Genomic DNA, 12590 nt, shown 5'->3' with positions numbered 1-12590 from the left:
GGCGCGGGCCGGGGGTAGAGCGTCCACGGGGATCACAGGGGGGAACATGTCCAGAGCCGTACATGTGTCCAGAGGCTCGTTAGGTGCGGTGCTGCTGCTGGCGCTCGCCGGAGCCGCCGTTCCGAGTGCCACCGCGGCACCGCAGAGACCGCACGCACCGCACGCACCGCAGGCACACGCACCGCACGCACCGCGCGTCGAACGGGTCAGCACCGGCGTCGACGGCACCCAGGCCGACGGGCCGTCAGACGGTGCCGCGATCAGCGCCGACGGCCGGCGCGTCGCGTTCACGTCCAACGCGCCGAGCTTCGGCTGCGCGCAGACCTTGCCGTGCCTGCTCGTGAAGGACCTGCCCACCGGCGGGGTCACCAAGATCGACCTCGGTAGCGGCTACACGTACGGTTCGCCGATGCCGAGCGCCGACGGGGACCGTATCGCCTACTCCGCGGGCACCCGGTTCCTGGCCCCGTACCTGTACGACCGCGCCACCGGCCGCTCGGAGCGGTTGTGGCCCGAGAACCCTCCCGGTTCCAACGAGTTGGGCCGCGCGCAGTCGATCAGCGAAGACGGCAAGCACGTCGCGTACACCATCGGCAACCGCCACGGGCCGCAGAACACACGCCTCCTGTACGTCCGCGACACGGCCACCGGCACCGACGAACTGATCTCTCCGGCCGAGGAGGGCTCCAAGCGCGGGGCCTCGGTGAGCGGAGACGGCGAGCGGGTCGCCTACCAGGTCCCGGGGCCCACGGAGGGCGACCCGGACGACGTCTTCGTCAAGGACCGGAGGACCGGCGAGCGGATCCAGGCCGACACGGGCCTCGGTCAGGCCTCGCTGGTCCGCATCACCGCGGACGGCCGCCGCGTCCTCCTCGACGCCGGGAGCGGCCTGTACGTCCACGACCTCCGCACGGGCGAGTCGCGGCGCGTGGCCGAGGGGCGGCCCATCTCGGCCACGGCGGACGGCCGGTACGCCGTCGTCGGCGGCGAGGACGGCGTGCGGGTGCGCGACCTGCGGACGGGCCGGCGCGGGGCGGCTCTCCCCGCGGACACCCAGCTGGGATCCGAGATGCTGGCCGCCAAGGGGCGTGCGGTGGCGTTCAGTTCGCGGGCGTCCCACCTGGTCGCGGGCGACACCAACGGGGAGTCGGACGTGTTCGTCTTCTCGGGCGAGCTCCGGGAGAACCCGGACCCGATGCCCTCCGTCACCGAACGGATCAGCATGACGCGGGACGGGCAGCAACGTCCCGGGGCGTCCCACGGCCCGGTGATGGGCGAGGGCAAGGTCGTCGCCTTCACCTCGCAGGGGACCGACGACCCGAAGCACACGAACGTGTTCGTCCACGCGGCCGGCGGTCTCTCCCAGGTCGACTCCAGCACACAGGGCCCCTCCCACGAGGGCACGCCCTGCTACAGCGGACGCATGGTCGGCTACGTGGCCCCGCTCGAATCCGACGGCGGCCCGGGAGTCCACATCCGCAACCGCGCGGTCGGCAAGCTGACCAGCCTGGGCTCCTACCAGGGCGTCCGCTTCACCTGGATGGGACAGCCCAGCGTGGACCCCACCTGCCAGTGGGTCACCTACGCCGCCACCCTGCCCGCCACCGACGCCGACCCGGACCCTCAACCCCGCGTCTACCGCTTCCGGTTCAACGGCGGCACCACGGACGTGGTCAGCGAGCCCTCGGGCAAGGCGGCGGGCAACCCGTCGATCACCTACGACGGCCGCTACATCGCCTTCGAACAGGGCGGTGACATCCACGTCCGCGACCTGGACACCGGCGCCCTGGAGACGGTCGGCGGCGGCTCGGCCCCCTCCCTCGGCGCGGACGGCCGCAAGGTCGCCTTCCAGCAGGGCCGGGACGTCTTCGTCCGCGACCTCGACACCGGGACCACGACCCGGGTCAAGGGCGCGCAGCCCTCGCTCGCCGGGGACGGCACACGGGTCGCGTACACCTCGGGCCGATCCGTGTACCTGCTCGAACTCACCACCGGAAAGCGGCAGTTGATCAGCGTCGACCGCTGGGGCGGCCGCAACGACCTCCCGGCCGGGCACCCCTCCGTCAACGCCGACGGCACGACCGTCGCGTTCGAATCGGCGTCACCCGATCTGGTGGAGGGGGACACCAACGGGGTGGCGGACGTCTTCCTGCGGACAGTGCAATGACAACGAACGACCACGGGGGAAAGACCATGTACAGAGACAACGGGGGAACAACCATGCGCACGAAGAGGCACCGCGCCGCCTTGGCGGCCACCGTCGTCGCGGCCACCGCCGCCATGACGCTCACCGGCTCCGCGGTGAGCGCCGCGCCCAGCGCCGCGCCCAGCGCCCCGCACACCGAGCCGGTCAGCGTCACACCCGACAACAAGGCGGGCAACGGCGCCTCGTCGGGTGCCGTGACCAGCCGCGACGGCCGGTACGTCGCCTTCTCCTCGAGCGCGTCCGACCTGCTGCCCGGCGCCCCGGAAGGCGGCGTCTTCGTACGCGACCTGCGCACCGGAAAGCTCCGGCACGTCGCCGTCGGCGGCAGCCCCTCGCTCAGCGCCGACGGCCGCCACCTCGCCTACACCACCGGCACCGAGGTCCGGCTGCGCGACCTGCGCACCGGCCGGACCGAGCGCCTCGACACCGGGATCCCGGCGAGCTACGGCACCGGCCGCGCCGACGTCGCGCTCAGCGGCAACGCGCGCTACGCGGTCTTCACCGCCGGTGGCCAGTACGACGGCGAGGAGGGCGGCTCCGTCGTCTTCCTGCACGACCGCGTCACCGGCACCACCGAGCGCGTCAGCCACCCGAAGCCCACCTGGGAGCCGCGCAACGCCGGTGCCCCGACGGTCAGCGACGACGGCAGCCGCGTCGTCTACGACTACCGCTACGCCAACGGCCCGCGCGGCGACGACTGGGGAGACGTCTGGATGCTCGACCGCGGCACGGGCGCCCGCACCCAGATCGACCGCTCCCACGACGGCTCGCAGACCCAGCGGGAGTCCCTGCTGCCGTCGATCAGCGGCGACGGCCGTACCGTCGTCTTCGAGTCGGCCGACACCAACCTGGTGCCGGACGACACCGACGGCAGCTGGAACGTGTTCGTGCACGACGTGGCGTCCGGCGCCAACCAGCGCGTCCACGCCACCCATGGCGGACCCGCCACCGCGTACACCCGTGCGCCCGCGGTGAGCTCCGACGGCCGCTACGTCACCTTCTCCTCCCGGGTCGACGAACCGGGCAGCCGGTGGGGCACCGAGAACCCGGTCTACCTGCGCGACCTGAAGACCGGCGAAACCGTCCTCGTCACCCCGGACACCACCGGCGGCACGGCCACGGCCGAAGTCGCCCCCGGCGGCATCGCGAACGGCGCCCGCCGGATCGCCTTCACCTCGCCCGACGCGACACTCATCGAGGGCGGAGACGTCAACGACGGTTACGACGTCCTCGTCCGCCACCTGCGATGATCACGCATCTGCTCGCATCCTGAGACGGACGGTGAGCACGGAGGTGGTCTGTGCCAGAATGCCCCCGTGCTCTCGTTCGCCACGATTATTGGCAGCAGGCGCGCCGGTCCGCAGTGACCGCCACGTACGACCAGGTACGGGCGGACACCGTCGTCTTCGACCCGCGCGCAGACCTCTCGCACCCGCGAGAGGTTTTTCGCATTTCTGGCCCACCCGCAGCCGGAGGCGAGAGCGCGAGGGACCATGTGAGGACGGTGGAGCCGGTCATTCCGGTACAGACCGAGATCCGACACAGGAGCCTTGACACCATGACCGACACCAGCGAGCTCGACGATTCGTTCCACGTCTTCGACACCACCCTGCGCGACGGCGCGCAGCGGGAGGGCATCAACCTCACCGTCGCGGACAAGCTGGCCATCGCACGGCACCTGGACGACTTCGGCGTGGGCTTCATCGAGGGCGGCTGGCCCGGCGCCAACCCACGCGACACCGAGTTCTTCGCCCGCGCCCGGCAGGAGATCGACTTCAAGTACGCCCAGCTGGTCGCCTTCGGCGCCACCCGCCGGGCCGGAGGCAAGGCCTCCGAGGACCCGCAGGTCAAGGCGCTGCTGGACTCGGGCGCCGACGTCATCACCCTGGTGGCCAAGTCCCACGACCGGCACGTGGAACTCGCCCTGCGCACCACGCTGGACGAGAACCTGGAAATGGTCCGCGACACGGTGTCCTTCCTGAAGGGCCAGGGCCGCCGCGTCTTCGTCGACTGCGAGCACTTCTTCGACGGCTACCGCCAGAACCCGGAGTACGCCAAGGCGGTCGTACGCTCGGCGTCCGAGGCCGGCGCCGACGTGGTCATCCTCTGCGACACCAACGGCGGCATGCTCCCGGCGCAGGTCCAGGCGGTCGTCTCCACGGTCCTCGCCGACACCGGCGCCCGCCTCGGCATCCACGCCCAGGACGACACCGGCTGCGCGGTCGCCAACACCCTCGCCGCGGTGGACGCGGGCGCGACCCACGTCCAGTGCACGGCCAACGGCTACGGCGAGCGGGTCGGCAACGCCAACCTGTTCCCGGTCGTGGCGGCACTGGAACTGAAGTACGGCAAGAAGGTGCTGCCCGACGGCAAACTGCGCGAGATGACCCGCATCTCGCACGCGATCGCGGAGGTCGTGAACCTCACCCCCTCCACGCACCAGCCGTACGTCGGGGTCTCCGCCTTCGCCCACAAGGCGGGCCTGCACGCCTCCGCCATCAAGGTCGACCCCGACCTGTACCAGCACATCGACCCCGAGCAGGTCGGCAACACCATGCGGATGCTGGTCTCCGACATGGCGGGCCGCGCGTCGATCGAGCTCAAGGGCAAGGAACTCGGCATCGACCTCGGCGGCGACCGCGCGCTGGTCCAGCGGGTGGTCGACCGGGTCAAGGAGCGCGAGCTCAAGGGCTACACGTACGAGGCGGCCGACGCGTCCTTCGAACTCCTCCTCCGGGCCGAGGTGGAGGGCAAGCCCCTCAAGTACTTCGAGGTCGAGTCCTGGCGCGCGATCGTCGAGGACCGCCCCGACGGCATCCACGCCAACGAGGCCACGGTCAAGCTCTTCGCCAAGGGCGAGCGCATCGTCGCCACGGCCGAGGGCAACGGCCCGGTCAACGCCCTCGACCGCACCCTGCGCGTCGCCCTGGAACAGATCTACCCCCAGCTCGCCAAGCTCGACCTCGTCGACTACAAGGTCCGCATCCTGGAGGGCGTGCACGGCACCCAGTCCACGACCCGCGTCCTGATCTCCACGTCCGACGGGGCGGGCGAGTGGTCCACGGTGGGCGTCGCCGAGAACGTGATCGCGGCGTCGTGGCAGGCCCTGGAGGACGCGTACACGTACGGCCTGCTGCGGGCCGGGGTCGAGCCGGCCGAGTAGCCGCCGCCGAACAGGAGTCCTCGGCGAGCTTCCCGAACTCGCCGAGGCTCTGCGCCCGGTCGCCGGCCCGTACCTGGCGGGGTTCCGAAGGGGCGAGGTCCGCCGGGTGACAGCGGAGGGCTGCCGGTCATGACGTGAGGTCTTGACGGCTTGGTGGGGCACCAGTTCACTCACGGCGTGAGCTAAGCCGTAAGCCGATGCAAGAGACAGCCGTTGGACCACGAGAGCCAAGGGACGTTCCATGCGAAGAACCGCCCTGTTAGCCTCCGCCACCCTGCTCACCGCACTGCTCCCGCTCACCACCGCCGGCCCGGTCTCGGCCGCCGCCGACGACCCCGCCCCCACCCCCGTCGACCGTTTCGAAGGTGAAGTCCCCTTCGCCTCCCCGCCCGCCGAGGGCATCTTCACCTGGGGCAGCGACACCGACGACCCGCCCGCCCTCCGGCTGACCGCCCGAGAGGACGCCCCCGAGGGGGACAAGGTCCTCACCGGTACCTACGACATCAGCGGATACGGCGGCTTCACCCACGACTTCGCCTTCGCCGAACCCGCCCACGACTGGTCGGCCCACAAGGGCATCCGCTTCTGGTGGGACGGCAGGGCCAACGGCAGGAAGATCGCCTTCGAGATCAAGGACGGCGGCGCCGACGGCGAGGCCTCCGAACTCTGGACGACGTCCTTCACGGACGACTTCAGCGGCTGGAAACAGATCGAGATCCCCTTCACCGACTTCGCGTACCGCACGGACTACCAGCCCGTCGGCGGCATCGACCAGATCCTCGGCCTGACCGAGACCTGGGGATACGCGGTCACCCTCCCCGTGGGCGTCAAGGGCGACTTCGCCATGGACGGCGTCGAGCTGTACGGCAGGGCCGACCAGTCGCTGCGCGCGAGCGTGACGACCGACGCCGCCGTGTACCCGGTGAAGGAGGGCGGCACGGCCGGCGTCCGGTTCACCGTCGCCACCACCGGCTCCGCCCCGATCGACGCGCCGGTGACCGTCGCCTACGAGACGACCGGCGGCACCGCCTCGGACGCCGACCGCACGCCACTCAAGGGCGAGTTCACCTTCCCCGAGGGCACCCCCTCCGGCACGACCCGCACCGTCCAGGTCCCCACCCTCGAGGACAAGCGGGCGGAGTCCGCCGAGACGATCCCGCTCAAGCTGACCGTCACCGGCGCCAAACCCCCGTCCGAGACCCCGCAGATCGTGATCGACGCGCACGGACTGCCGTATCTCGACGCCAGGTTGCCGGTGAAGAAGCGCGTCGCCGACCTCCTCTCCCGCATGTCCCTGGAGGAGAAGGCCGGCCAGATGACCCAGGCCGAGCGCGGCGCGGTCACCGCCCCCGGTGACATCGCCGCGTACGACCTCGGCTCGCTCCTCTCCGGCGGCGGCTCGACACCGACGCCCAACACCCCCGAGGCGTGGGCGAAGATGGTCGACGCGTTCCAGCTGCGCGCGCAGGCGACCCGCTTCCAGATCCCGCTGATCTACGGCGTCGACGCCGTGCACGGCCACAACAACCTGGTCGGCGCGACGATCATGCCGCACAACATCGGCGTCGGAGCGTCCAGGAATCCCCGGCTGGCCCAGAAGACGGCTGCCGTCACCGCTGCCGAGGTCCGCGCCACCGGTGTCCCCTGGGACTTCGCCCCCTGCCTGTGCGTCACCCGCGACGAACGCTGGGGCCGCTCCTACGAGGCCTTCGGCGAGGATCCGGCGCTGGTCGATGCCATGGAGACGGTCGTCCAGGGCCTCCAGGGAGCCCCGGACGGCAGTGATCTGCGACGCGCCGACAAGGTCCTCGCCACCGCCAAGCACTTCGTCGGGGACGGCGGCACCGGGTACGGCTCGTCCACGACCGGCACGTACACCATCGACCAGGGCGTCACCAAGGTCACCCGGCAGCAACTGGAGACCGTACACCTGGCGCCGTACGAGACGGCCGTCGACCGCGGTGTCGGCACGGTCATGCCGTCCTACTCCTCGCTCGACATCGCCGGCGACGGCCGGGGCCCGGTGAAGATGCACGCCCGCGCCGACATGCTGAACGGCGTCCTGAAGGGCCGTATGGGCTTCGACGGCTTCGTCATCAGCGACTGGGCGGCGATCGACCAGCTCCCGGGCGACTACGCCTCCGACGTCCGTACGTCGATCAACGCGGGCCTCGACATGATCATGGTTCCGTACGCGTACCAGGACTTCCGCGCCACGCTCCTCGACGAGATCGAGGCGGGCCGCGTCGGCGAGCAACGCATCGACGACGCCGTGTCGCGCATCCTCACCCAGAAGTTCAGGCTCGGGCTCTTCGAGAAGCCGTACGCCGACACGAGCGGCGCGTCCCGGATCGGCTCCGCCGGGCACCGCGCCGTGGCCCGCCAGGCGGTCGCCGAGTCGCAGGTGCTGCTGAAGAACTCCGCGGGGCTGCTGCCGCTGAAGAAGAGCCAGAAGGTGTACGTCGCCGGCTCCAACGCCGACGACATCGGCAACCAGAGCGGCGGCTGGACCGTCACCTGGCAGGGCTCCTCCGGCGACATCACCCCCGGCACGACCATCCTCGAAGGGCTGCGGAACGCGGGCGGCGACGTCACCTACTCCAAGGACGCCTCCGCACCGACGGGCGGCCACGACGTCGGGGTGGTCGTCGTCGGCGAGACCCCGTACGCCGAGGGTGTGGGCGACGTGGGCAACGGCCACGACCTGGAGCTGTCCGCCGCCGACCAGGCAGCCGTCGACAAGGTGTGCGCCGCGATGAGGTGCGCGGTGCTGATCGTCTCCGGGCGTCCCCAACTCGTCGCGGACCGGCTCGGCGCCGTCGACGCGCTGGTCGCCTCCTGGCTGCCGGGCACGGAGGGCGACGGCGTGGCCGACGTCCTGTACGGCAGGCGGCCCTTCACCGGACAGCTCCCGGTGACCTGGCCGAAGTCCCAGGCGCAGCTGCCGATCAACGTCGGCGACGCGGCGTACGACCCGCAGTTCCCCTACGGCTGGGGACTGACGACCCTGAGCAGTGTCCCGGAGGGCGGCGCGGCGACCCTGAAGGCACTCGGCGTCGGGGCGCGGGCCGCCGAGCGGACGGGTGCCGACGAGGCCGGTCGGGCGCTCGTCGCCAGGGCCCGGCTGATCGTCCAGCAGAAGGTGGACCAGGACATCACGGCAGCGGTCGCGAAGCCCTTCGCGGACGCGGACCATCTGCTGGTGACCGGGCGGTACGGAGAGGCGGTGGAGAAGCTGACGGCGGCCTATCGGGCGGCGGGCTGAGCGACCGGGTTCCGTCAGTCCGAATAGGCCTTTTTTGTTAGCTTTCGGGTAGCTTCGAAGTATGAAGGTCGCCCTATCGGCCCGAAGCCTTGCCGGACTGCTTGCCGCACTGGCGCTCGCCGTCCTGACGGCCCTGACCGTCCTGACGGCGGGCGCCTCACGCGCCTCCGCGGCCACCGACGTGTCGACGATCGCCGAGGCCCTCCGCGAGGACCCGGTCTACGTCGCCCCGGCCGCCTCCGACCAGCTCTCCTCCGCCGACGCCGACGCGCTGTCCGAGCAGATCAAGGACGCCGACAAGCCCCTCTTCGTCGCCGTCCTGCCCGCGGACCAGCCGACCGGGAAGCTCTTCACGGACCTGCGCACCGCGACCGGCATCACCGGCCTGTACGCGATCCGGGTCGGCGACGACTTCGACGCCCGCGCCGACTCCTCGGTCCTGTCGCCCACGGCCGTACAGAACCTCGTCAGCAGCGTCGCAGCGGAGAAGGGCGCCGAGGCCCAGATCGACGACTTCACCGACCGCGCCCTGACGAACATGGGCGGCTCCGCACCGACGGGCTGGGACGCCTCCGACGGTGGCGGCGGCGGGTCCACCGCCGGGCTGATCACCGCCGGGGTGGTCCTGGTGGCGGGTGGCGGAGGCGCGTACGCGCTCGTACGGCGCAGGCGGCGCCGGCACGAGGAGGCGCAGCTGGCCGCGCTGGAGAGGCTGCGGGTCGTGGTCGACGAGGACATCACCGCCTTCGGCGAGGAACTGGACCGTCTCGACTTCCACCCCGGGGAGCCCGGCGCGGACGACGCCATGCGCGCGGACTACGAGCGTGCGCTGGACGCCTACGAGAAGGCGAAGACGTACATGGCCGAGGCCGCGAAACCGGAGGACGTCCGGGCCGTCACCCAGACCCTGGCGGACGGCCGCTTCGCACTCACCCAGCTCACCGCCCGCCGCGAGGGACGGCCGCTGCCCGAACGCCGGGCGCCCTGCTTCTTCGACCCGCGTCACGGCCCCTCGGTCGCCGACGCGACCTGGACGCCGGTGGGTGGCGCCCCGCGTGAGGTCCCGGTCTGCGCGGCGGACCGGACCCGCCTGGCGGACGGCCGCGATCCGGTGATCCGGGAGGTCGACACCGACCAGGGCCGTCGCCCCTACTGGGACGCGGGCCCCGCCTACGGCCCGTGGGCGGGCGGCTACTTCGGCGGCGGCATCCTGCCCGGCCTCCTCATCGGCACGATGCTCGGCGGCATGATGGCCGCCCCGGCCTACGCCGCCGACTACGGCTCCGGTTACGGCGACTTCGGCGCCGGCGGCTACGAGGGAGGGGACGTCTCCGGCGCGGACTTCAACACCGACGACTTCGGCGGCGGCTTCGGCGGCGGGGACTTCGGCGGTGGCGGCGACTTCGGCGGAGGTGGCGGGGACTTCGGCGGCGGGTTCTGACGTACGCCCCGGCTACCGGCTACCGGCTACCGGCTACCGGCTACCGGCTACCGGCTACCGGTCACGGGCACGGGCACGGGCCCGGCGCGTCCGCGCCGGGCCCATGAAGGTCGGGGGAAGGGCGTACGAGATCAGGTGCGCGTCAGAGCGTGGACGCGGCCGAGGCGATCGCTGAGGCGAAGGTGGAGACCTCGGTGTAGACGCCGGGCGCGTTGGCCCGGGCGCAGCCTATGCCCCAGCTGACGATGCCGACCTGGATCCAGGCGTTGGCGCTGTCGCGGCGGAACATCGGGCCGCCGGAGTCGCCCTGGCAGGTGTCGACGCCGCCGGCCGCGTAGCCGGCGCAGATCTCCTCGGCGGCGACGAGGCCGCTGTAGCCGCTGTAGGAGCGACAGGTGGCGTCGCTGACGAACGGCACACTGGCCTTCAGCATGTACCGCTGCTGGGCGCCGCCCTCGGAGGCCGAGCCCCAGCCCGCGACGGTGAAGGTGCCGGTGTTGTACTGCGTGGTCGTGGCGATCTTCAGGGTCGGCAGGTTGATGGGGGCGGCGAGCTTGATGAGCGCCCAGTCCTTGCCGGTGCCGTTGTAGCCGGGGGCCCGGTACACCTTGGTGGACTTGACCTGGACCCGGCCGGTGGTGGACTGGAGGTCCACGACGCCGGCGGTGGCGGTGATGCTGGTGTTGTTGCCGGTCGCCCCCACGCAGTGCGCGGCGGTGAGCACGATCTGCTGGGTGTAGAGCGCGCCGCCACAGCCCATCGAGAGCCGGACCATGAAAGGGAACTCGCCCTGCGCGGCCCGGGTGCCGCCGACGACGGGGGCGGGGGCGGCGTTGGCGGCCGAGACGGGCTGAAGGCTGGCGAGCGCGAGGGCGGCGGCACCGACGGCCGCGCATCTCTTGAGTGCCGTGAGGAGTCTCTTCAACGTGATGCCTTCCGTGGGGGGTTGACCTGGGGACGTGCGACGAAACGCAGAATTGACGCGAACATGTCATGGTCGGCAACAAAGAATTGCCTCTTTGCTGGCATGGGCAGGTCAAATCTGTTGCTGGATTATGAGAACGCCGTGAGGGCCCGCACAAGGGGTGTGATTCGGCCATGCGCACAGCGATGCGCGCAGCGCTCACCGGCTCGCGTGTGCCCGCCGCGACAAGAGGGCTCCAACGGGGACAGCTCCTGACCTACTTCCCGCCTACGGTGTCTCCATGACCGCCCCCGAAGACCCGCACCCCCGAGCCTTCGACACCGCGACCGCCCTCGACACCTGGCTCACCGCCCACCCGGCCCCCCACCCGGGCCTCTGGGTCGAGGTCGCCAAGAAGTCCTCGGGCCTGCCCTCCGTGACCGCCGCCGACGTCAACGACGTGGCCCTGTGCCACGGCTGGATCACGGGCCGGCGCAGGAGTCTCGACGCCACGCACTACCTGCAACGGATCACTCCGCGCCGCCCCGGCAGCCTCTGGTCGATGGTCAACGTGCGGCGCGTGGAGGAGCTGACGGCGGACGGCCGTATGCGCCCCGCCGGACTCACCGAGGTGGAGTCCGCGAAGGCCGACGGCAGATGGGCCGCCGCGTACGAGTCGCAGCGCGAGGCCACCGTCCCCGACGGCCTCACCGCGGCCCTGGAACGGAACCCCCGTGCCAAGGCCGCCTTCGAGCGCCTCGGCAAGACGGACCGGTACCTCGCCATGCTCCCCGTCCTGCGCGCCCGTACGCCGGAAAGTCGCGAGGCCCAACTGGCGGCGGCCGTCGACAAACTGGCGCGGGGATGACACGCCGAGCGCCCGCCCTCCCGGTCCTGGGGACCGGAGGGCGGGCGCGCTCAGTACTCGCGTGCCTCGACGACGCACCGGGGGCTTCTCACCGGGTCGGCCGCCGGCAGGATCAGGCGTTCTTGATCGCCGAGATGTCGAAGTTCAGCTTGATCTTGTCGGAGACCAGGACGCCGCCCGTCTCCAGCGCCGCGTTCCAGGTCAGGCCCCACTCGGAACGGAGGATCTCCGCCTTGCCCTCGAAGCCGACGCGCTCGTTGCCGAAGGGGTCCTTCGCGGCGCCGTTGAACTCGAGGTCGATGGTGATCGGCTTGGTGACGCCGAGGACGCTGAGGTCGCCGGTGATGCGGTAGTCGTCGCCGCCCAGGGCCTGAGCCGAGGTCGAGCGGAAGGTCATCGTCGGGAACTCGTCCGTCTTGAAGAAGTCCGAGCCCTTGAGGTGACCGTCGCGGTCCGCGGAACCCGTGTCGATGCTGTCCATCTTGACGTCGATGGCCGCCGTGGACGCGGACGGGTCGCTGCCGTCGAGGTGCAGCGAGCCGCTGAAGTCGAGGAACTTGCCCTTGACGTTGGTGACCATGGCGTGCCGGGCGACGAAGCCGAGCGTGGTGTGGGACGGGTCGATGGTGTAGTCACCGGTCAGCGCGGCGAGGTCGGGGTTCACGGCGGCGGGCGCCGCGGCGGTCGTGTCGGCGGTGTCCTTGCGGCCGAAGATGCCCATGACGTGCTCCTAGCGGATCGAC

General features: G+C 71.4%; 8 protein-coding genes. 6 read left to right on the top strand and 2 right to left on the bottom strand.

What is annotated here, in order from left to right; all coding sequences use genetic code 11:
- Positions 1-46: 46 nt before the first annotated feature.
- The 5 genes from ACFWWR_RS08710 (at position 47) to ACFWWR_RS08690 (ending at position 10075) form a co-directional block, all read left to right on the top strand.
- Positions 47-2167 carry a hypothetical protein gene (locus ACFWWR_RS08710; RefSeq protein WP_383861035.1) on the top strand — a complete coding sequence of 707 codons (2121 nt, stop codon included), beginning with the start codon at positions 47-49 and terminating at the stop codon, positions 2165-2167.
- Positions 2168-2220: 53 nt separating this feature from the next.
- Positions 2221-3456 carry a TolB family protein gene (locus tag ACFWWR_RS08705; protein ID WP_383861038.1) on the top strand — a complete coding sequence of 412 codons (1236 nt, stop codon included), beginning with the start codon at positions 2221-2223 and terminating at the stop codon, positions 3454-3456.
- Between the two features lie 308 nt (positions 3457-3764).
- Positions 3765-5369, top strand: coding sequence for a citramalate synthase (cimA, locus tag ACFWWR_RS08700; RefSeq protein WP_383861041.1), 1605 nt, complete (start codon positions 3765-3767; stop codon positions 5367-5369).
- A 241-nt stretch (positions 5370-5610) separates the two neighbouring features.
- Complete coding sequence (locus ACFWWR_RS08695) at positions 5611-8634, top strand: glycoside hydrolase family 3 N-terminal domain-containing protein (RefSeq protein ID WP_383861044.1); 3024 nt, start codon at positions 5611-5613, stop codon at positions 8632-8634.
- Between the two features lie 61 nt (positions 8635-8695).
- Complete coding sequence (locus tag ACFWWR_RS08690; RefSeq protein ID WP_383861047.1) at positions 8696-10075, top strand: hypothetical protein; 1380 nt, start codon at positions 8696-8698, stop codon at positions 10073-10075.
- 142 nt (positions 10076-10217) lie between these two features.
- On the opposite strand, the gene ACFWWR_RS08685 is transcribed toward ACFWWR_RS08690, so the two are convergent.
- Positions 10218-11000: a serine protease gene (locus tag ACFWWR_RS08685; protein ID WP_383861050.1), complete on the bottom strand. Its 783-nt coding sequence runs from the start codon at positions 10998-11000 to the stop codon at positions 10218-10220.
- 280 nt (positions 11001-11280) lie between these two features.
- Between ACFWWR_RS08685 and ACFWWR_RS08680 the strand changes: the two genes are divergently transcribed.
- Positions 11281-11847, top strand: a complete 567-nt coding sequence (locus ACFWWR_RS08680; protein ID WP_383861053.1) for a YdeI family protein — start codon at positions 11281-11283, stop codon at positions 11845-11847.
- A 112-nt stretch (positions 11848-11959) separates the two neighbouring features.
- Here ACFWWR_RS08680 and ACFWWR_RS08675 read toward each other — a convergent pair whose 3' ends face one another.
- Positions 11960-12568: a YceI family protein gene (locus ACFWWR_RS08675; RefSeq protein ID WP_383861056.1), complete on the bottom strand. Its 609-nt coding sequence runs from the start codon at positions 12566-12568 to the stop codon at positions 11960-11962.
- Positions 12569-12590 lie beyond the last annotated feature (22 nt).

Origin of the sequence: Streptomyces sp. NPDC058678, from assembly GCF_042714835.1 — a bacterium.
Lineage (GTDB): Bacteria > Actinomycetota > Actinomycetes > Streptomycetales > Streptomycetaceae > Streptomyces.
This window is presented reverse-complemented; position numbering and strand designations above follow the sequence as displayed.

What these genes read in the sequence shown, in the direction of transcription:
- ACFWWR_RS08695 (WP_383861044.1), top strand. Translation starts at nt 5,611, where the DNA reads ATGCGAAGAACCGCCCTGTTAGCCTCCGCCACCCTGCTCACCGCACTG.
- ACFWWR_RS08680 (WP_383861053.1), top strand. Translation starts at nt 11,281, where the DNA reads ATGACCGCCCCCGAAGACCCGCACCCCCGAGCCTTCGACACCGCGACC.
- ACFWWR_RS08675 (WP_383861056.1), bottom strand. Translation starts at nt 12,568, where the DNA reads ATGGGCATCTTCGGCCGCAAGGACACCGCCGACACGACCGCCGCGGCG.
- ACFWWR_RS08705 (WP_383861038.1), top strand. Translation starts at nt 2,221, where the DNA reads ATGCGCACGAAGAGGCACCGCGCCGCCTTGGCGGCCACCGTCGTCGCG.
- ACFWWR_RS08690 (WP_383861047.1), top strand. Translation starts at nt 8,696, where the DNA reads ATGAAGGTCGCCCTATCGGCCCGAAGCCTTGCCGGACTGCTTGCCGCA.
- ACFWWR_RS08710 (WP_383861035.1), top strand. Translation starts at nt 47, where the DNA reads ATGTCCAGAGCCGTACATGTGTCCAGAGGCTCGTTAGGTGCGGTGCTG.
- cimA (WP_383861041.1), top strand. Translation starts at nt 3,765, where the DNA reads ATGACCGACACCAGCGAGCTCGACGATTCGTTCCACGTCTTCGACACC.